The organism is Mediterraneibacter catenae (assembly GCF_008691045.1).
GTDB classification, from domain to species: Bacteria; Bacillota; Clostridia; order Lachnospirales; family Lachnospiraceae; genus Mediterraneibacter; species Mediterraneibacter ornithocaccae.
In genome coordinates this window covers 162,580-183,616 of the sequence record NZ_VMSO01000001.1, presented here as the reverse complement: position 1 = coordinate 183,616, position 21,037 = coordinate 162,580, and the positions used below count along the sequence as shown (strand labels likewise).

The 21,037-nt window shown below is 48.2% G+C and carries 18 protein-coding genes; 2 read left to right on the top strand and 16 right to left on the bottom strand.

The features are described from left to right. Positions 1–31: 31 nt before the first annotated feature. From FNY66_RS00715 to FNY66_RS00685, 7 genes are all read right to left on the bottom strand, one after another. Positions 32–871, bottom strand: coding sequence for a DUF4097 family beta strand repeat-containing protein (locus FNY66_RS00715; RefSeq protein WP_150309995.1), 840 nt, complete (start codon positions 869–871; stop codon positions 32–34). Between the two features lie 3 nt (positions 872–874). Beyond that, positions 875–1,612, bottom strand: a complete 738-nt coding sequence (locus tag FNY66_RS00710; RefSeq protein ID WP_150309994.1) for a DUF1700 domain-containing protein — start codon at positions 1,610–1,612, stop codon at positions 875–877. Next, a complete protein-coding gene (locus tag FNY66_RS00705) occupies positions 1,609–1,932 on the bottom strand; it encodes a PadR family transcriptional regulator (RefSeq protein WP_087152164.1) in 324 nt (107 codons plus the stop codon). The genes FNY66_RS00710 and FNY66_RS00705 overlap by 4 nt, the downstream gene beginning before the upstream one ends. Before the next feature lie 226 nt (positions 1,933–2,158). Next, the gene (locus FNY66_RS00700) at positions 2,159–3,361 is read right to left on the bottom strand and encodes an LL-diaminopimelate aminotransferase (protein ID WP_150309993.1); all 1,203 of its coding nucleotides are present in this window, start codon (positions 3,359–3,361) and stop codon (positions 2,159–2,161) included. 930 nt (positions 3,362–4,291) lie between these two features. Beyond that, positions 4,292–4,555 carry a DUF1294 domain-containing protein gene (locus FNY66_RS00695; RefSeq protein WP_150309992.1) on the bottom strand — a complete coding sequence of 88 codons (264 nt, stop codon included), beginning with the start codon at positions 4,553–4,555 and terminating at the stop codon, positions 4,292–4,294. Next, complete coding sequence (addA, locus tag FNY66_RS00690) at positions 4,552–8,208, bottom strand: helicase-exonuclease AddAB subunit AddA (protein ID WP_150309991.1); 3,657 nt, start codon at positions 8,206–8,208, stop codon at positions 4,552–4,554. The genes FNY66_RS00695 and addA overlap by 4 nt, the downstream gene beginning before the upstream one ends. Next, a complete protein-coding gene (locus tag FNY66_RS00685) occupies positions 8,205–11,591 on the bottom strand; it encodes a PD-(D/E)XK nuclease family protein (protein WP_150309990.1) in 3,387 nt (1,128 codons plus the stop codon). The genes addA and FNY66_RS00685 overlap by 4 nt, the downstream gene beginning before the upstream one ends. Positions 11,592–11,958: 367 nt before the next feature. On the opposite strand from FNY66_RS00685, the gene abc-f reads away from it, so the two are divergent. After that, positions 11,959–13,443 (top strand): ribosomal protection-like ABC-F family protein, encoded by a 1,485-nt coding sequence (gene abc-f / locus FNY66_RS00680; RefSeq protein ID WP_150309989.1) that lies wholly within the window; start codon positions 11,959–11,961, stop codon positions 13,441–13,443. A gap of 145 nt (positions 13,444–13,588) precedes the next feature. On the opposite strand, the gene trxA is transcribed toward abc-f, so the two are convergent. Both trxA and FNY66_RS00670 read right to left on the bottom strand, forming a co-directional pair. Beyond that, entirely contained in the window at positions 13,589–13,897 is a 309-nt protein-coding gene (gene trxA, locus FNY66_RS00675) for a thioredoxin (protein WP_087150984.1), read from the bottom strand. 93 nt (positions 13,898–13,990) lie between these two features. Beyond that, positions 13,991–14,650: a Crp/Fnr family transcriptional regulator gene (locus FNY66_RS00670; protein ID WP_150309988.1), complete on the bottom strand. Its 660-nt coding sequence runs from the start codon at positions 14,648–14,650 to the stop codon at positions 13,991–13,993. A gap of 165 nt (positions 14,651–14,815) precedes the next feature. Between FNY66_RS00670 and FNY66_RS00665 the strand changes: the two genes are divergently transcribed. After that, positions 14,816–15,412 carry a GTP pyrophosphokinase gene (locus tag FNY66_RS00665; protein ID WP_087150986.1) on the top strand — a complete coding sequence of 199 codons (597 nt, stop codon included), beginning with the start codon at positions 14,816–14,818 and terminating at the stop codon, positions 15,410–15,412. Between the two features lie 102 nt (positions 15,413–15,514). Here the strand turns inward: FNY66_RS00665 and FNY66_RS00660 are convergent, their stop codons facing one another. The 7 genes from FNY66_RS00660 to FNY66_RS00630 all read right to left on the bottom strand — a co-directional run bounded on the left by FNY66_RS00660 (position 15,515) and on the right by FNY66_RS00630 (position 20,915). Then, positions 15,515–15,937, bottom strand: a complete 423-nt coding sequence (locus FNY66_RS00660) for a bacteriohemerythrin (RefSeq protein ID WP_087150987.1) — start codon at positions 15,935–15,937, stop codon at positions 15,515–15,517. A gap of 60 nt (positions 15,938–15,997) precedes the next feature. Further along, on the bottom strand, positions 15,998–16,834 hold the full coding sequence (gene nudC, locus FNY66_RS00655) for an NAD(+) diphosphatase (RefSeq protein WP_150309987.1): 837 nt from the start codon (positions 16,832–16,834) through the stop codon (positions 15,998–16,000). Between the two features lie 30 nt (positions 16,835–16,864). Then, entirely contained in the window at positions 16,865–17,329 is a 465-nt protein-coding gene (gene smpB / locus FNY66_RS00650; protein WP_087150989.1) for an SsrA-binding protein SmpB, read from the bottom strand. A 71-nt stretch (positions 17,330–17,400) separates the two neighbouring features. Next, positions 17,401–19,515 (bottom strand): ribonuclease R, encoded by a 2,115-nt coding sequence (rnr, locus tag FNY66_RS00645; RefSeq protein ID WP_150309986.1) that lies wholly within the window; start codon positions 19,513–19,515, stop codon positions 17,401–17,403. A gap of 157 nt (positions 19,516–19,672) precedes the next feature. Further along, positions 19,673–19,915: a preprotein translocase subunit SecG gene (gene secG, locus FNY66_RS00640; RefSeq protein ID WP_087150991.1), complete on the bottom strand. Its 243-nt coding sequence runs from the start codon at positions 19,913–19,915 to the stop codon at positions 19,673–19,675. A 65-nt stretch (positions 19,916–19,980) separates the two neighbouring features. Further along, positions 19,981–20,424 carry a hypothetical protein gene (locus tag FNY66_RS00635; RefSeq protein WP_087150992.1) on the bottom strand — a complete coding sequence of 148 codons (444 nt, stop codon included), beginning with the start codon at positions 20,422–20,424 and terminating at the stop codon, positions 19,981–19,983. A 50-nt stretch (positions 20,425–20,474) separates the two neighbouring features. Then, positions 20,475–20,915 (bottom strand): RbsD/FucU family protein, encoded by a 441-nt coding sequence (locus FNY66_RS00630; RefSeq protein WP_087150993.1) that lies wholly within the window; start codon positions 20,913–20,915, stop codon positions 20,475–20,477. Between the last annotated feature and the right edge of the window lie 122 nt (positions 20,916–21,037).

Below are 21,037 nucleotides of genomic sequence, written 5' to 3'. Positions count from 1 at the left end.
ATCTGTTCCTCTCTTTCTTAAATGATATACCTCACTCAAACATGATCTCTATTCTGCCTACCCGGCATTCTGCTTCAACCATACATCCGCTGTTGTTATCTATCTTCATTTTATTCCTCAGACCGCTGTACACCTCATCACCAACGACAAGTTCTCCTGCCGAACATGACAGTCCGTAGTCATACGCCTCTGCGTCGCCCGGCAGTGTAAAAAGCACTTCCCCGATATCGCAGTTAATATCTGCATGCTGCACCACTTCACCCTGAAGGCTAATCTGACCGGCCCCGCATTCTGCCTCAAGTACATCCGCATAAAATCCTTCTGCAATGATCTGACCGGCTCCAGCCTCAAGGCTGAGTTCGCCTGCCGAGATTCCAGTCATTTCCAAAAGACCGGCTCCGATCTCAGCGGAGAAAGAGCTGTAATTCTCGCCTTCAGGGATGCTTATATACAGCATGCCCGGATCATCCGTATACCACTGAAATCTGTGATGTCCGTCAGTCTCAATCTTCAGTTCTGAACCGTCCTGTGAGATAACAACTGTTTCCCGCACGTCTTCCCGGAGCCGGGATGTATCTACTACGATCGCACTGCTGTCAGACGGAACGACACTTACGACAAGTTCAGACAGATCCAATGCTATTTCATCAACCTCCTCATAAGCCGTAATCATATCGCCGTCCGGTTCTCCTGCTTTATATCCGCTGCTAAGATTTTCTCCGTCTGACGTAATCTCCGACAGCTTTTCTAATTCATCTCTATTGCTCAGCATTGAAAGTCCGCCAAGCGCCGCCCCCGCCGCTGTCATAAAAAGACCTGTTGCTGCCAGTACTGCACATACAATCCAGAACACTTTCCACCCTTTTTTCATCCTTTACACCGCCTTTCCGTAAAACGGTCTTCTGCACAGATTGACAAATCCTCTGAGCATCGCCGGATATACTATGATACAGAGCTTCACTGTTCCGACTGTCGCAATCAGGCCGATCACAAACAGGACAAGTCCGATCCCAGCTGTCACGAGTGCAACCGGCGGAACCGCAAACGCAGCAACTATTCCCACTATGACAGTAACACCGCCCGCGATCATAACCGCCGCTGCCGCGATCACAAGCCCTGCGAAAAAGAAGATCAATGCCGCCGCAATACCAAGAACTGCAAGTGCGATTCCCAGGGATGCCGGCCATAACATGACTGCGATCACAATAACAAGTATGATCTTAAGTGTATTGCTGGTCCACGGTTTTCTTTTTTCCGCGTCACCTGCTACATTTTCTCCTGCGCTGTTTTTACTTCCTGTTCCACTCTGTCCGGTGCCCGCCGCGGAATCCGCCCGGGAGCTGTCTGTCCCGCCGGAAGATCGCTGTCCGTATTTCTCCATATAATCCTTATGTTCGTAATTGGCTTCATTAAATTCTGTTCCGTAATAATCCGCCTTGATCGACTCGGCTACTTTCTCCGGGCTTCCAAGCTCCCGGATCACATCCTGCTCGTTTTCTTCGCCGGCGTCCGCGAAATAATCTGCATAATACTGAACCGCCGCCTGCCGTTCATCTTCCGGCATATCAGCGAGCAGTCTTTCAAGCTCAGCCATAAATTCCATACGGTTCATGCAGTCACACCTCCCTCAAATATCTCATTGATTTTCTGTATATAAGTTTTCCATTCTGACTTGTACAGACCAAGCTGGGCCATCCCTCTGGATGTCACTTTGTAATATCTTCTGTTTCTCCCGTCAAACTGCCTGTCATACACTTCCAGACACTCATCTTTCTGCAGGCGCCGCAGGACCGGATACAGTGTCGATTCTGACACGTCTATGACTCTGCGTACATCCTGTGTGATCTTGTAGCCGTATGTTCCTTCATCCTCGTGTGAAACAACGGCAAGCACGATCGCGTCCAGAAGCGCTGCACCTGTATTGAATACCATGCAATCACCCTTTCTATGTTGTACCGTTTTCTATATTATATTTCGTATAATATTACCTGTCAATATAATATTACTTAAGTTATATGAAATAAATTCTAAAGATTTTCTCAAGAAAAATATATGGCGGATATCCGCTCTGCATACAGTCACACCTTTCCCATATGCTGCGGACATCCGCCATATCTCTTTTCTATAAGTTATTTACGTTTTACAAATTGAAATTTAGTTAAAACAGTTTGTCGAATCTCTCCATCGCTTCTTTAGTCTTCTCATGAGTTCCGAATGAAGTCAGACGGAAATAATTTTTTCCATTCACGCCGAAACCCGCGCCCGGTGTTCCGACTACCTGGATATTCTCAAGCAGATGATCAAAAAGCTCCCATGACTCCATCCCGTTCGGGCACTTGAACCAGATATAAGGAGAGTTCACTCCGCCTGTGAACGGAATATTTTTCTTCCTCAGAGTCTCCGCTATCACGCGGGCATTCTCCATATAATAGGAAATATTTTCCATACACTCGCTCATTCCCTGCTCTGTGAATACCTGTGCAGCCGCATACTGAATAATGTACGGAGTTCCGTTGAACTTCGTGGACTGTCTTCTGTTCCACATGTCATGCAGGCTCAGTTCCTTTCCATCCGAGGTGGCAAATACCAGCTCTTTCGGTACGACTGTGTAGGAGAAACGTGTTCCTGTAAATCCTGCCGTCTTAGACAGTGAGCAGAACTCGATGGCACACTTCTTCGCCCCCTCTACCGCATAAATGCTGCGCGGAAGTTCAGGCTCAGATACAAACGCCTCATAAGCCGAGTCAAAGAGGATCACTGCCTCATTTGCCAGAGCGTAGTCTACCCATGCCTTTAACTGTTCCTTATTGTAGCAGGCACCGGTCGGATTATTCGGGGAACACAGATAAATGATATCCGCTTTCACATTGTTATCCGGCATCGGAAGAAAATCATTTTCCTCTGTGCCGTTCATATAAATGATCTTCTTGCCATCCATCGTGTTCGTATCCACGTAAACCGGGTATACCGGGTCCGGCACGAGGATCACATTATCCTGTGCAAACAGCTCCGTAATATTTCCCGTGTCGCTCTTCGCACCATCCGAGATGAACACATCGTCCGCGTCAACGCTCACGCCGTTTCTCGCATAATAATCCGCAACAGCCTTCCGTGCAAACTCATACCCCTGCTCCGGTCCGTATCCCTTGAATGTCTCGGAAACCGTCTGCTCATCCACGGCTTTATGAAGTCCTTCAACCGCACTCTTAGTAAGCGGACGGGTTACATCTCCGATTCCCAGGCGGATGATACTGCCTGCTTTATCCGGGTGATTCTCCTCATATGCTTTCACCCTTCGAGCAATCTCGGCAAAGAGATAGCTGTCCTGTACGTTCAGATAATTCTCATTTAATTTTGGCATCTTGATCTTCCTTTCCATTTTTACATCAGAAAAAAGCGGGATGGTTCCGGTACGCCGCCCCGTTGCGGCAATACAGGACTCAAGGGCCCGCTCTTATGATCTGCATCACTATATTAGCAGAAAAACAAAAAATTTAAAAGTACTATTGTGAAGAAATCCGGATTTATTGAACAGATGCCGCCGCTGTAGTGAAAATATGCTGATCGGATGGCGGACGCGGAAAAGAAGATACTGCAGCGCTGTGCCGACCCGCTTACCTCATCCCCTCGAATCCATGTAACGCGGCATTAAAATACTCGTCCATTGGAACTCGTATTTTAACGCCGCTAACATGGAGAACGAGGTGTATTCGGAACGCTCCATGTCGATGCACAGCTTATGCAGTATCTTCTTTTTCCGCTGTCTCATCCGGTCGGCAGTATATCCATCCGCGGTCCGCAACAGTATCTATCAACAAATCCTCATCAAAGGGGAGAGACCGGAACTTTCCCGGCTACATTCTCATCCCAACCATTTGGAGGAAAAGGAAAGTCGACCGGTGAAGTTCCGGTCTCTTCCCATTTTATATCTCCCGCATTTATCGGAGTGACTGGCGGTGGAGATAAAGTAGAAAACGGATGGCGATGAGGCGCAGAAGGGCTCAAAAAGAGGCTGGCGGTATGTGCGGAAGGCGACTTCGGAATAATCTGCCAGAAAAAGTTGGGAGTCCGGGGACTGATGTTAAGCCGCAAAATGGATTGTCTGAGCCAAAGGCGAGTTATCCATTTTGCGGCTTTGCATTTAATCAGTTCACGGACTCTTTAGTTTTTCTCAGATTATGGAGCGGAGCCTAAAGCACATACCGCCTGCCTCGAAGAAGTACTTTCGCGCCTCATTCCGTCCGTTTTCGAACCTTATCTTCAACACGGCTTACTCTGATAAATCCGGAGTTTATTGCAGATACAGCATCGTCACGATCACGCAATGCACCACGAACATGACCGGCACGCTGATAACGAATTTCGCTTTTCTTGTCTTATGCCGGAACATGATCATCCCGGCCAGCGCCCCCAGAGAGCCGCCGATCAGGGCAAGCAGCAGGAGAGTCCGCTCCGGGATGCGCCATTTTCCGGACTTTGCCCTGCCTTTATCGAGGCCATATGCGACCCATGTAATAAAATTGATAACTGCCAGATATCCGGTAAGAATACTCATACTTTGATCTCCTCCCCAAGTGTAAATGAATAGATGATCTTTTCTTTCACATTTTTTCCTGTAAGCTGCTCAAGTGCCTGGGCATAATAGTCAAGCTGCGCATGATACTTTTCTTTCAGTTCTCCGCCGGTCTTCACTCTGTCTGTCTTATAATCCAGCACTACCAGACCGTCCGGTTCTTCAAAGTATACGTCTATGATTCCCTGTACAAGGATCTTTTCACCTGACCTGTCCTCCGGATAGATTTCCGCTGCATCAATACCGAGCACAAAAGGCTGCTCTTTATAAAGCTTTCCTCTGCGCGCGGCGGCAGTCATCCTCCTTCCGCTTTCACACCCGAGGAAACGCAGGATGTCCCGTGGACGGATGCACTCTGCCATCTCATCCGTCAATCTGCCCTCCTGCCGCAGTCTCTCCACCGCCTCGGCCAGTTTCTTCTCGCTGCCGCCGAAGCTGTCTGCCTCGGCACCACCAGTGTTCCCCTCTGCGGCGCCGCAGTATTTTCCGTCCCTTTCTCCATCATTATATTCCGCACCATAATCAGCTGTAAAATCCAGCAGTTCCAGCAGTTTGTGATACGCGCTTCCCCGCGACGCCCCGGTCAAAGCCTCCTCTTCTTTGAGAAACTCCGGAACGAGCGGCACAACGACCGGTTCTTCGTACATTTCTTCGCCGGGTTCTTCTGCAAGAGATGCCCACTTCTTGAGCTCGGACACTGTAAATTTCATCTTCATCTTTCCCTCATCCTCATAAGGATAGACATAATTGATCTGTTCGTCCAGCCGTTCTTTTAATCCCGGCACATATGTCCGCGAGACATCCCAGCTTCGCAGCACATCTTCCGCCAGGACTTCTGCCTGACATTCCGCCTCCTGCGGGAGGATATCATCCGCACCGAAGATATGGACTTCAAACGGACCCTCTGCCTTCACTTCGCCGGTCTCGTCAGACAGGATACAAGGCAGTACCCAGTCGAGATAGTTTTTCGCCCCCTCTGCGCGGAATACACCGGAAGTACCCGAAATCAAACCTTCTTCCGACATCTTTACACTTCCTGTCATGATCAGCTTCTCTTTCGCACGGGTCAATGCCACATAGAGAATACGCATTTCCTCTGCAAGATTTTCAAGTACAGTCTCCTCCCGGATCATTTTTTTCAGAAAAGTCGGCGTCTTCGTCCTTCGCTTCAGATCGATCAGATCCAGTCCTGCGCCCCAGTCCGGATGAAGCAGCACACTTCCTTTCGTATCCTGGGTATTGAACTGTTTACTCATACCTGCCACAAATACGATCGGGAATTCCAGACCTTTACTCTTATGGATACTCATAATGCGCACCGTGTCCGCCTGTTCATCCATGATGCCCGCCTCGCCGTAATCCACATCATACTTTTTAAGCTGGGCAATATAACGCACAAAGTTGAACAGTCCCTTGTAGCTCGTCCCCTCGAAAGACGCCGCCCGCTCTGTCAGCATTTCTACATTTGCCATGCGCTGGGCGCCGCCCGGCATTGCGGCAATGTACAGGCCGTATCCTGTCTCGTCAATGATTTCCTGCAGCAGCTCATGTATTGGCGTGTACGGCACACGTTCCCTAAAATGACGGACTTGGGAATAGAACTCCCGCAGTTTCCTCTGCAGGCTCTCTGCCGCACTGTCCTCTGCTATATGCTCCTCACCGGCATAGGCTGCCGCCGCCTCGTAGAAAGGTACATTCGGATATGCGATCCGTATCTCTGAGAGTTCCTGCGTATCCAGACCGCAGAACGGGGAAGTCAGCACTGCGGTCAGGGGAAGATCCTGCCTGGCATTATCCAGGATCTTCAGATAATCCAGCAGGACGCTGACCTCATAAGTCTCAAAATACCCTTCTCTGCTCACTGAGTAAGCCGGTATCCCCTCTTCCGCAAGGACCGAGGAGAAGACTTCCGCCCACCCCCGGATACTCCGCGTCAGGATCACGATATCGCTGTATCGCACTCTCCGGTATTTCTGCGTTTCTTTATCGAGTACTACGCCGTCCATAATCAGCTCATGTATCCGGCGCGAAATCATTCTCGCCTCTGCCCTGCGCTCATCCTCGCCTCCAGTATCTTCTTTATCAAGAAGAAGCAGTTCGCTTATAAACTGTGAACCCTGCTCCGGAGCAGGAGGGAATTCCGCTCCCTGATAAAGCGCTGCGCTGTCGTCATATTCGATGCCCCCCAGCTCTTTCTTCATGATCTGCCGGAAAATATAATTTACACTGTCCAGCACTTCCCCGCGGCTGCGGAAATTCTTATGCAGGTCAATCCTCTGCGTGGCGCTGTCCTCCAGACTGTAGGTATCATATTTCTCCATGAAAAGCTCTGGTCTGGACAGGCGGAAACTGTAGATGCTCTGTTTTACATCCCCCACCATAAAAATGTTATACTCTCCGCGTGACACCTTCGATACACTGGTCAGGATCGTCTCCTGCACAAGATTGCTGTCCTGATACTCATCGATCATCACTTCATCGAAGAGATCCTGATATTCCCCGGCGACGGCTGAGGGCACAAGCTCCCCATCCTTTTCCTCCGTCAGGATCGCAAGGGCAAACTGTTCCATATCGTTGAAGTCGATCATATTTCTGAGACGCTTCTTCTCATCCAGCATAGATGCAAATCGTTTCACAAGATCTGTCAGAGTGATCACGGACGGCAGGGCGTCCCGCATATCTTTTACCCATACATCGCGCGGTGCATAAAAGTAATCCTCCTGCAGCGCTTTTAAGAGACTCTTCGCCTGTTCCCGGAGCTTCTTTACTTTCTCTTTCTTGTCAGGAGATACGGTATCGTCTTTCTTAGCCGAGAGGCGTTTCCACTTAAAACCGGTGACGGCCTCATACATTGCGTCATAATCCTTTGCACGATCCACTTTTTCCAGTCCGTCAAGGTCGGATTCCAGCATATCACCGTACATATACGGTCCGTCAGGTTCCTCGCAGATCTTTATCCCGCGCTCGATCATCCGCCGGATATCCGACGCCTTTATGCGGGCTCTCTCCTCCGCGCGCGCTTCCAGATCCTCCGTCTCGTACGCCTCCACACATTGGTCCAGCCACCGGTCAGGGCGGGGATAACTGCGGGAGTATTCATACATTTTCAGGATGATCTCCTCGATCTTCTTATCGCTCTTCCCGCTCCCGAACCGTTCGGTAAAATCAAGAAACGCTTCCTCTTCTGAAGCATAACATTCTTCCAGAAGCTCTTCGAGCACATCCTGCTTTAAAAGCTTCAGTTCCCCCTCTTCCGCAATGCGGAATCCGGGGTCGATCCCGATCACATGAAAATGATCCCGGATGACCGAGAGACAGAAGCTGTGGATCGTCGTGATCTGCGCACTGTGGATCAGGGTAGCCTGTCTCTCCAGATGCGCGTCACCGGGACGTTCTTCCAGCTTCTTCTCGATCGCCGCGCCAATCCTCTCTTTCATCTCCGCGGCTGCCGCCTCTGTAAATGTCACGATGAGCAGCCTGTCTACATCTGCAGGGGGCGTATCCTCCGTAAGCCGTTTGATAATGCGTTCCACGAGCACTGCCGTCTTTCCGGATCCTGCGGCTGCTGAAACGAGGATGTTGCGATTTCTAAGATCGATGACTTTCTGCTGTTCATTTGTCCACTTTACGCTCATCTCGTCTGCCCCTCCTGACCGTTCTGTTCTCTGCCCTGTCCGCCTTCCGTCCCAACTGACATCTTCGCTACAGCTTCTTCCATGGAATACTTCTCAAGCCTGCGGTACACGCATCCGTCGATCCGGATATCAAACCCGCATATATCCCTGTACGCGCAGTAATCGCATCCGGTCGAGCCGGCCATCTCATATGGCTCGGCAGCCGCTTTCCCGGAAGTTATTTCTTCCCGTATTTTCTTCTCTTTATTTTCCGCATACGCGAGAACTGTCCGGAATGTATCCCCCGGAAGCGCTCTGGAGCTTTTGCTCAGGGAACCGTCTTTGTTCCTCCCCACCGGGATCAGCAGCGAACTTCCCGTCAGGTCTCTCTCCAAATGAGCGATCACGGCTTCATCCCCGTTTACAAGGCCGTCCAGACGCAGTTCTTTTAAAATGCTCTTCTCCACATCCTCATCGCTGTCTTTTCTGTCGACAACAGGATCCTGGATCCGGTAGTAAAATATTCCCGCAGGAACGATATCTCTTCCCGGAAATTTCCGTTTTTCCACATTCATGGCGGCATTCAGATACACCGGCAGCTGCATCTGCAGTCCGTGATACAGCGCTGTAATGTCAAAGCTCTTCATCCCGGTCTTGTAATCCGTCACCTTAACGTACACACAATTATCCGAATCATCCTCGCAGATATCGATCCTGTCGATCTTGCCGCTGCCGAACTTCAGCTCATAACCGCCGGGCACAAAATCCCCTTTCTCAAGCTGCTTAGTAAGCGCCCAGACCGACCTGCGGATCAGCCGTTTTATCCTGGAGATCATATATTCATTTCTTGCGGAGCTGAACAGGACAGTATTCCCGTAGTCAAGAACGCTCTCCTCCACACTCTCATCGATCAGCTCGTCCCTTAAATCATCCGGCAGTTCCTCCCAGCGCATCTTTTCCCGGTCCGCTTTTCTGGAGAAGCGCTCCAGCGACTGGTGCGCGATATTTCCCAGATCCATCGCCTCAAAACCGTACTCTTCGCGGTCTGAGAGCCGCAGCCCGTAGCTCAGGAAATGAGCATACGCACAGGAAGCGAACTGCTCCATCCGGGTAACGCTGATCCGCTCCGGGTCCGGATATAACTGTTTCGCCCGCGCTGTTCCCAGATCAGGATACTCCCGTCTCAGGAATCCTGCGCGAAGGATCTCTTCCATAGAATTACTGCTGCAGTCATCCTGCCGGAACCATGTATACAGTTCTTTCCACTCGCTGTCCACACCGGACCTCCGGTCTCGGATCCCCTCCGCCACTTTCAGGACGCCTGTCTTTCTCGTGATCTCAGACTCCGACATCTTCCGTTTCTCTTCGTCGATCGTCTTTAAAGCAGGAAACAGGCGACGGATATCTGATATGAGATATGCCGGCCGCAGACTTTTTCCATCCCCGGATACTTTCGCCCAGGACAGGTACAAATATTCCGACGGTTTGGTCAGATTCATATAGAGATAAAATTTCTGTGTGTACATTTCCTCTTTCGGCCCCGGAGAGAGCGTGATATCTCCTTTTGCGAACTGCTCTCTGTCGCGTTCGGAGAGAAGCCCTCTGGCCCCCGCATTTCCCGGAAGAAGAGTATCATTCGCTCCCACGAAGAACAGCGCCTTGATATTCTTGATCCTTGTACGCTCCACATCGCCGATGACTACCTGATCCAGGCTTGGCGGGATAACGCCCACCTTCGCCTCTTCAAGCCCCGCATCCAGCAGGTCACAGTATTCTTTCAGAGAGATCTTCTCATCGCCCAGGAGCTCGACGAACTTATCGAACAGCCCGATCACGATCCGGTAAATCTGAGAGTATTCCTTTGCCAGGGCAAGCTCTCCTTTGTCCTGAAAATCCTGCTCCATGGCGCTGAGTTTCTCCTGCATCTTCTCTGCTGAAATAAACTCATAGACTGCCATCGTCACATCCCGCACAGTCTTCCTTCTCTGTTTGAGCACGAACACAAGATCCTGGATCTTCTCCACGAACCGTACTCTCAGATGATTCAATTCCTGCAGCTCTGCTTCTCCCGTTTCCGAAGTCCTTCTCACCCATGCCTGCTGCCATTTTTTGTAGCCTTTTATCCCCAGTGCCAGACAGTAATTCTCCATCCGGTCCACCTCTTCATCCTTGAAGCCGCACAGCCCTGTGCGAAGGAAACGGAACACACTGTCATAGGTAAAGTTTTCCTCCGCCATGGCAAGCAGGCTCCTCAGATACTCTACGAAGGCATTGAGCAGGACACTCTTCTTATGATCCATAAACACCGGAATATCAAATATATCACACGCCTTTTCAAGCGCGTCCGCATATACATTCATATCCGCCGTGATCACTGCAATATCACGGTAACGGTATCCCTTCTCCCTCACCAGATAACGTATACTCTCTGCCACATACTGTGCTTCTGAGCGGGGATTGCGGGTCTCATGAAGGGAGATCGCGCCCGTACTGTCACACTGCTTTCCGGAATACCGGAACAACTCCGACTCAAGGAACGCCATCTCCTCATTATGCTCAAACCTTTTCGGCGGTTTCCCGTACAGATATACAGGATCTTCCACTCCTGTCTTTGTGTCGTGCGCGATCTTCACAAGAGAAGTCACCATCTGTTTGCTCAGTGCAAAGAGCTGATAAGGATGCCGGTACACAAACGGATCTTCCCTCGCGTCCATTTCCACCGTGATCATGACCTTGTCGCACACTTTCAGAAGCTCGCCCAGCAGACGATCCTGCACCGGCGTAAATCCGGTAAACCCGTCCATCGCCACGACGCTCCCGCGTAAGATCCCCGAGCGCGGCACCGCATCGCTCAAGACATCCAGCATTTCTTCTTTTGTAATATATTTCTCACTTAAATAATCCTCAAATCCCTCATAGACTTTCCGTATATCTTTCAATTTATAATAGAGATAGCTGTCCGGACTGATACTGTCCATGAACTCGTCAAGACTCTCGTAACTGACGCCATACTGGGTAAACTCCGATATAACTGACTTCACCTCACTGATATACCCCTGCTTTTTCAGATTTCCCTTCAGTACTGTAAGCTCATCCTCATAATTTCCCGCAATCTTTCTAAGGATCAGATTCTTTCCCTCATCATCCAGCACCGTCCGGTTATCCTGCCCCACCTCTTCGAATACTCTGTGAGCCAGCCTTCCGAAACTCAAGACGTCGATATTCATGATTCCACCCCTCGGATGCATGAGGCACAGATCCTTCTGCGTCTGCATGGTAAACTGCTCCGGCACGAGGACAAGATAATTCTTCTCCGGGTGCCGGATGGACTGCTCTATGATACTATGGTACAGGCAGTGTGATTTACCGCTGCCGGAATTGCCGAATATAAATTGTAATGACATACGTCTCCTCCCTGGTGTCATGGTCACGCCGAAAATCAGAATTCATCAGTGATTATATCATACTGCATGTTTTCTGTCATTTTTCTCACGCCATAAGTTACGATTGACATCCCCCTCCTTTTCTGTTATTCTTTGTGCAGAATAAAGAAAACATTTGTCTGTTTTGTCATGTGATCGCAGGAAAGTAATCGTAACAGTTCATCCATGTGCCGGATACCGTATGACAGAAGGACCGCGGAATTTACTTTCCCGCGGTCCTTTTTGCGCGATATGCCCGGCAAGCGGCCGCCATGCCTGCATGAGCGGACATTTACCGGACAGCACCCCGGTCATATCGTAGTGGTATTATAAAAGGAGGCAGATCGATATGTCACTGATACAGGTCAGCAATCTGACTTTTACTTATGAAGACAGTTTTGAACCTGTCTTTGAAAATGTTACTTTCCAGATCGATACAGACTGGAAGCTTGGATTTATCGGCAGGAACGGCAAAGGGAAGACTACATTCCTGCGCCTTCTGACCGGTACATATGAATACTCCGGCTCTATCCTTACTTCCGTCGACTTTGAGTATTTTCCTTATCACGTAGAAAATAAGGATCTGCTCACCTATGAAGTTGCCGAAACCGTCAACCCTGCCATGGAACAGTGGGAGCTCCTGCGTGAACTGAATCTGCTCGATGCGGATGCAGAGATCTTATATCGCCCGTTTTGTTCACTCAGTTTCGGAGAGCAGTCGAAGGTACTGCTGGCCGCGCTCTTCCTCAAAGAACACGCCTTTCTCCTGATCGATGAGCCGACCAGCCATCTGGACGCCGCGGCACGGGATAAAGTTGCGGAATATCTCTCCCACAAGAAAGGCTTCATCCTCGTCTCCCATGAACGGGATTTTATCGACCGATGTGTGGATCACGTCCTCGTACTCAACCGCAGAACGATCGAAGTCTGTAAAGGGAACTTCTCTTCCTGGTACAGAGATAAGACAGCGCGTGATGAAACAGAGCGCAGACAGAATGAGCGTCTGAAAAAAGATATCGTTAAATTAAAGGAAGCTGCCAGGCGTACAGAACGCTGGTCTGACAAAGTGGAGAGCACTAAGACCGGAAACCGCGTCGCGGGGCTGCGCCCGGACCGGGGATACATCGGCCATCAGGCCGCTAAAATGATGAAGCGCTCCAAAACTCTGGAGCGCCGGCGTGATAATGCTGTTCAGGAAAAGGAAAAGCTCTTAAAGGATGTCGAATCTCTCGACTCACTGAAACTCAATATACTCAAACACCACAGCAGCCGTCTCGTCGCCCTGAAGGATCTGACCATCCGTTACCCGGATGCGGAGGGACCGCTTCTTGAGAACTTTTCTATGGAGATCCATCCCGGCGACCGGATTGCTCTTTCCGGAAAGAACGGCTGCGGTAAATCCAGCCTGATCCGCCTTATCCTTGGAGAGGATGTGCCACACACAGGCGAACTATATACAGCCGGAGGGCTGAGTATCTCCTACATCTCTCAGGATACGTCTTACCTGCGCGGCAACCTCTCAGAGTTCGCCTCAGAATACGGGCTGGACGGCTCGCTCTTTCGCACCGTTCTGACAAAGCTCGGGCTGGAACGCCCTCAGTTTGAGAAGCAGATTGAAACTTACAGCGAGGGTCAGAAGAAAAAAGTACTTCTGGCAAAATCCCTCTGCGAACCCGCCCATCTCTTTGTATGGGATGAGCCTCTGAATTATATCGATGTCTTTTCCCGCATGCAGCTCGAGGATCTGCTCCTCTCCTGCTGCCCGACCATGCTCTTTGTAGAACACGACCGTACTTTCAGGGAGAAGATAGCCACGAGAGTCATCGAGCTGTAGACTAAATTTACCGGCTGCACGCTCATCCCTGAAATTTCCGGAAGAAAAAGCTCTGTGCAAATGAACATTCCATTTTTCACAGAGCTTTTGTCTTATAAAGTTCATCACTTGCGTGAATCCCCGGCTTATGCCATCTGTCAGACACTTATCTGATCAGTTCCTGCAGTTTGCTCTTTGGTACTGCGCCTACCTGCTTTCCTGCAACCTCTCCGTTCTTAAAGGAGATAAATGTAGGAATACTCATAACACCATATTTCTGTGCGACCGCCATCTCCTCATCGATGTTGATCTTGCACACTTTTACATTGCTCTCCTCACCGGCGAGCTCCTCAACGACCGGTCCCATCATCTTACACGGTCCGCACCAGTCTGCATAGAAATCAACCAGCACTGTCTGGTCCGCCTGTAATACTTCCTGATCAAAATTATCTGTCGTCAACTTTACAACTGCCATTTTTATATCCTCCTATACACTATTTGAATCAAATCTATGTGATTATTATACCACTTTCTTTTGTCTTTTCAGTGACAAAATCACATTTCTCCTCTATATCTTTCCGAGCTTTCCCGCATCCAGTACTGTGACCTTTCCCCTTGTCAGCTTTACAAGCCCGTCCGCCTGGAACTGCTTCAGGATCCTCGTCACAACCTCTCTCGCTGTCCCGGCATCTTTTGCGATATCCTCATGCGTAAGTTTCAATTCGTCTCCGCCTTCCAGCGCCCTGTGCTCGAGCAGCGCTCCCGCGATCCTGGACGCCACATTAGAAAATACGAACTGATTGAACAGCCACATAATATCCGAAAATTTCTCTGAGATCATCTCCATAGTGTAGTCTTTCACCGCGCCGTTCTCATCATACAGTTTTCGGTACACTTTCTTCGGAATCGTGTAGATCTCACAGTCGGTCTCCATCTCCATATCCAGTTCGATATCCATGCCATTTAACATACAGGCCGCGCTCAGAATACTCACATCCCCGTCAAGCAGCCGGAAAAGAGTAATATCTCCGCCTCCCGGAGACGTAATAAATACACGTGCCCTTCCCTTTCCGATAATCTGAACGCCCGCACATTCTCCGCCTCCGAAATGTATCCGGGTCTTTTTCGCACACTGATTCCTAGTCGTATTATTTTCCATCTCAGCTCTCTGAGCTTCTGTCAGGTTTTCCCAGAAAGGGAAAGCATCTCTAAATAAATCCGTATTCATCTCCACCTCCGCCTTATCTCGAATTATATAAGATTATTTCACGTATGTAAAGCGGCTTGTCGGTCATCCAAATTTAGTGTTTTATTATCAATTCATAATGTTATCGTCACACTTTCGTCACATTTTAGAAATAAACTGTTCCATATCGAAGGGAGTATAATGCATATGACTGATGAACAATATTACACACTGATCCATCCTTATCAGGATGCCATGAATCTGATCCTTACCCGGCTCAAGATACTGAATCACACTGCTTATGAGAATGAGGATTTTCAGCCGATTCACAGTATCACAAACCGTATAAAAGAAAAGGAAAGCATTGAAAATAAACTGGTTAAAAAACGCGTCTCCACAAGCATGCAGGATGCAAAATCTTTCCTTCAGGACATAGCAGGCATCCGTGTAATCTGCTTCTTTGAAAAGGACATCCGTCATCTTGTAGAATGTCTGAAAAAACAGTCTGACCTGATTGTGATCAAAGAGAAAGACTACATAACCGCGCCAAAGCCGAACGGCTATCGCAGTTATCATGTGATTATCGGCGTTCCTATCTATTATATGGACGGTATGGAGTACTATCCGGTCGAAATCCAGTTCCGTACAATATCCATGGATTTCTGGGCTGCAATGGAACACCGAATCTGTTATAAAAACCAGCCGTTCAATGAGCTTGAAATGAAAAACGCCTTCCTGCAGTATTCAGAAATACTGGAAAAGATGGAGAAGTCCTTTGAAGTATACAGTGAGAACTGCAGCTAAGACCTGCAAGACTGAAAACAGGCGGAATGAGGTGTATCAGTATCCTCATTCCGCCTGTTTCCGGATATTCTCTTCCGCAGGATTATCACTGACTGATTTTTATTACAGTCTCTCACTGCTTGAATTCATGAACTTATACTCGGCCACTGACCGGTCGAATCCTTTGATATGGCGGTACAGCCACTCGATCACATTTTTATTCACCTGCTCGACAAAAGCATCTGACGGTCCCTCTTCCTCCTCAAGCATGTTGTAGAGATCTTTTACTACCTGACGAAGTTTGTCGTGCTCTTTCTTATGCTCTGCGATGCCCGGATAATTGATCGACTCCTGGAGTTTCTCCTCCTCGCCAAAATGGAACTCTGTATAATCTGCCAGGTAATCCAGTGTCTTTACTGCAACAACCTTATCTTTGCTCGTCTCACAGCTGTCCAGAAGTTTGTTGATCTTATCGATCAATTCCTTATGCTGTGCATCGATCATCTCATTGCCGGTTACCAGGCTCTCGTCAAATTCTGCTCTCATTAATCAGTACCTCCTGTTTTACAATATTCTCAGTAACTAAAACATTTTCTCTATTATACATCAGACCGCACCGTTTTTAAACCGTATAATCATCTCATTTGTCAGGCTGTCCCTGGACGGCTCAACCGGAATCTCTTCCCGCTCAAACCACTCGGCAAGCGCCAGCTCGTCCTGATCGAGCGTTATCTTATCTTCTCCGTCAAGATCACAGTAGAATCCCATCAGAAGTGTGTCGGAAAACGCCCACGGCTGACTCTTATAATAACGGATATTCTTCACCTTCAGCCCGACTTCCTCCATGACTTCCCGGGCAACAGTCTGCTCGACCGTCTCCCCGATCTCGGTAAAGCCTGCAAGGAGTGCATATTTCTTATATGCTCTCCCGGCATATTTGGACATCAGGATGCGGTTCCCGTCCGTAACCCCGATAATGACAGCCGGACAGATCTTCGGATATTCCATATTACGGCAGTCTTCGCAGTAGAGCATCCGCTCTTTTTCAGAGCGGCGCATCATCTTTCCGCACCTTCCGCAGTATTTATGATTTTTATACCAGTTGTAGAGCTGATATCCCGTGATTCCTGCAAAAGCATGATACTGGGGATCTGCATTGCGGAACACCTCTGTATTCTCCATTGTAAATTCGGACAGAGGCTCTCTGTTGATTTCCTGTACAAGATAATATCTCTCATCATCTACAGAAAACAGATATATGTAATCTTCATATATTTCTTCATTCAGCCTCTCGATTTCCCGGAATCTGGGGAATGTAATGCCTTCCTCCGTCTTTTTCAGAAGCACCGCATGTTCCTCATAATACAGTGCATAGCTGTCTTTATCCGGCGGCACGGGATCATACTGATTATTCAAATGCCGCGGTTCGATATCCTGGATCATGATACATCTCCTGTTTCTTTTAAATTCTCGCTACAGATTTCTGACTTTAAAGTCTCTCTGCGCCTCTCTCTTCTGATCTTTCTTCGCGATATCCGCTCTCTTGTCATAGAGTTTCTTACCTTTCGCGAGACCGATCTCTACTTTCACCAGACTTCCGCTGAAATACACTTTCAGCGGAACAACAGTGATTCCCTGTTCTTTCATCTTACCGAAAATCTTGAGGATCTCCTTCTTGTGCAGCAACAGCTTACGTACCCTCAGCGGATCTTTATTAAAGATATTCCCTTTTTCATAAGGTGAAATATGCATGCCGTAAATATACATTTCCCCGTCTTCAACACGGATAAATGATTCTTTGATGCTGCATTTTCCCATGCGCAGGGATTTGACTTCCGTACCATGGAGTACAATCCCTGCTTCATATTTTTCAAGGATAAAATAATCATGATATGCTTTTTTATTATTGGCGATAAGTTTTACTTCTGCCTTAGCCATATATATTAACACTCCTTTGCCCGCGCATGTGCAGGGACTTCATCTCTGCTTTCCCGCAGAATCCCCTGTATTCACGATACAATTTCAAAATTAACTGTTCTCTGCAGCTTGTCTGCATCAGCAACACGTACCCGCACAGTCTGTCCGAGTTTGTATGTTTTTCCGCTGTGTTCTCCAACCAGTTCGTATGTCTGCTCTGCGAATTCGTAATGATCATCCCGCATATCTGCCACATGCACAAGCCCTTCAACCGTATTGGCAAGCTCTACATAGACGCCCCACTTCGTCACTCCGGAGATTACGCCGTCATATTCTTCTCCGATATGGGAGCGCATATATTCGGCCTTCTTCATCTTGACCACTTCACGCTCTGCTTCTTCAGCCCTCCGCTCGCGGTCACTGCACTGGGCTGCAACGCGGGAGAGTATCTCCTCATAATGCGAGATCCTGTCCTCATTCAGCCGCCCTCTCAGGTTTTCTTTGATGATCCGGTGTATCTGAAGATCCGGGTATCTCCTGATCGGCGAAGTGAAGTGTGTATAGTACTTTGCCGCAAGTCCGAAGTGCCCCGTATTCTCCGTAGTATACCGCGCCTGTTTCATGGAGCGGAGCGTCAGTCTGCTGATCAGCGCTTCTTCGGGCGTTCCGTCCACCTTGTCCAAAAGTTTCTGTATCTCCTTCGGACGTACTTCATTGCGGACATGGATATGATATCCGAAATTATTGATAAATGTACTGAGCTTCCGTATTTTATCTTCATCCGGCACTTCGTGAGTCCTGTAAATGAACGGCAGCTCTCGCCAGTAGTATTCCTCTGCAACGGTCTCATTTGCCATCAGCATAAAATCCTCAATGATCTTTGTTGCATCGTTCCGCTCATATGGCCTGATATCAACCGGCTTTCCGTTTTCATCGAGGATCACTTTCGTTTCCGGGAAATCAAAGTCAATAGATCCCCGTCTCCCTCGCCGTTCTCTCAGTATATCCGAAAGTTTTTTCATGCTCAGGAGCATCGAGACAATTTCCTGATCTGTCCCGGTTTCCTCTGTATTGTCCTCAAGTATCTTCGCAACACCATTGTAGCTCATTCTCTTGTCCACATGAATGACTGTTTCCGCAATCTCATGATCGATCATTTCTCCTGCCTGATCAAATGTCATAATACATGACAATGCCAGCCTGTCCTCTCCGGCATTCAGTGAACATATTCCATTTGACAGTTTATGGGGCAGCATCGGTATAACACGATCGGCAAGATACACACTCGTGCCCCTTTCAAAAGCCTCTCTGTCAAGGGCACTGTTCTCCTGCACATAATTAGTGACATCCGCGATATGCACGCCCAGGACATAATTGCCGTCTATCGTCTGCAGGGAGACAGCATCGTCCAGGTCCTTCGCATCCTCGCCGTCTATCGTCACCATCAGCCAGTCCCGCAGGTCTTTTCTTCCCGCTCTGTCTGCTTCGCTCACTTCTTTTGATACTCTCACTGCCTGATTCAGTACCTTCTCTGAAAATTCCGTCGGAATTCCCGCATCCATCACAACAGACAGTATATCTGTTCCCGGATCATTAATGTGTCCGATGATTTCGACGACAGTCCCCTCCGGTTTCATATTCTCACCGCCGTAGGAGGTCAGCTCCACCACGACTTTATGCCCGTTCATCGCTCCCTTTTCTTTGCCTGCAGGAATATAAATATCCTTCAGGTATCTCTGATTATCAGGACGCACAAACCCGAAATTTTTGCTTTTTTCATAGAGTCCCACAATATGCACCACACTGTGCGAGAGTATTCTCACAATCTTTCCTTCCCTGCGCCTTCCCGATGGTGCCGCCGTGATAATATACTCTACCTGGTCTCCCTGAAATGCTCCGGATATATTCTCCTCTGGAATGAATACATCTTCCGCGCCGTCTTCCGGCGTTACGAACCCGAATCCTCTCGCATTGGCCTGAAAGACTCCTTTCAGGCGCACAGCCTGACCCTTGCTGTATTTCCCTCTTTTTGACAGCGATATCTTTCCTTCTTCCACAAGTACGTCAAGGACCTCTTTCAGATCGTCCCTCTGTTCGCGGGGAATCTGGAGCACAATTGCTATCTCTTTTATTTTCATAGGTACATACATATCATCGCTGATGAAGTCCAGTATCACCTTTTTTCTCTTTTCAAATGTCTGATCCATATCTGTTTCTCCGTCTCTATATCAACATTCTTCTCTGGACAAAACATAAGCACTCTATGTCCGTTATAGAGTGCTTACGTGATTATTATCTTCTGATATAGTGCATTTGATACCATCACAGCGTTTTACGGCCGATAATTTACCGTCGTCCGCTGCATTAATTAAAGATCTTAAGGTTGAGAACCACAGCCAGTACAATGAAAAGAACCGCTACCACACGGGTTACTTTTACAAGAGTTCCTTCCATGGAACGTCCTTTATTATGTCCCCAATATGTGTCTGCTGCTCCGCTGATCGTACCCAGTCCTGCTGACTTTCCCTCCTGAAGAAGAATGATCGCAGCTAATGCAATGCAGTCTATAACAAAGATGATCGTTATCACGGTCTTTAAGATATCCATCTCTACACCTCCTGCGGATAAACCACGATTATTCTACCACAATTACGGGATCATTGCAAGACAAACTAAAAGAGCCCGAATATTTTCTCGCGAAATGCGGAGTAGATCGAATCATAATCTGTATACTGGATGTCGCTGTCCTTAAAACGGCGGCTCCACTCATCGCGTATATGGTCGGCGATAAGCTTTGCATCTTCATGCCCGGTTTTAAGGATTGCCGGGAAAATATAGTAGATCATGAAGAAATTCAGATCGAGCTGGACAACACCGTCAATCCTCCCTTTTTTCGGTGATGTGAATTTTCGTTCCACACATTCCGCAAAGGTACGTGCAATCTCATCTGCCGCTGCTTCTTTGTCATCTGCATTTTCCGTCAGTATTGTCATTTCCTGAAAATAATGCCCATATCTGCCCAGGAAATCTTCCATATTGCTCTTATAATTTTTTTTCTTGAGCTTTTTCATCATCGGTTTCATATTTTCAAAAACAATTTCTACATGATCCAGCATGTGATATCCTCCGTCTCTGGTATTTCTGTAAACAGCCTTATCTTTTGTGATCAGTCGGTAACTACGCCTTTCTGCAGCATAATATTCGCATAGAGTGCAGATTCTCCTGTAGCAATAATGGCGTATACTTTCTTAGCCTCTTCATAGAATGCAAAGCGCTCAATGTTCCCGACAACGGCATCTCCTCTGTCGTCATGTTTTCGGATTATCTCCTTGTAGGTATCCCAGATCGGAGTTTCCACATCGTCTCCCGGCATTACTTCCATAAGGTTTACAGGATGCTCTACGTATGTATCAAGCGGAAATACTTGAAGTATAGCATCCAGCAGTTCCGGAACTCCATGTCCGTCACAGCGGATCACGATTGCATCCTTTCCCATGGATTCTGCCGGAAAGTTTCCATCTGAAATAACCAGTCTGTCGCTGTGTCCCATCTCTGCTAATACTTTCAGAAGCTCAGGTGACAGGATCTTCGGGATTCCTTTTAACATAATGATGTCCTCCTCGATATAATATTTTTCTTTTAAAAAGGAACCGGGAATTTCCCGATTCCTTTTCTTTCCAGGCTGGCTCATCCCAGCCTGTATGCACGTTTTAATTTAAATCAGATTTT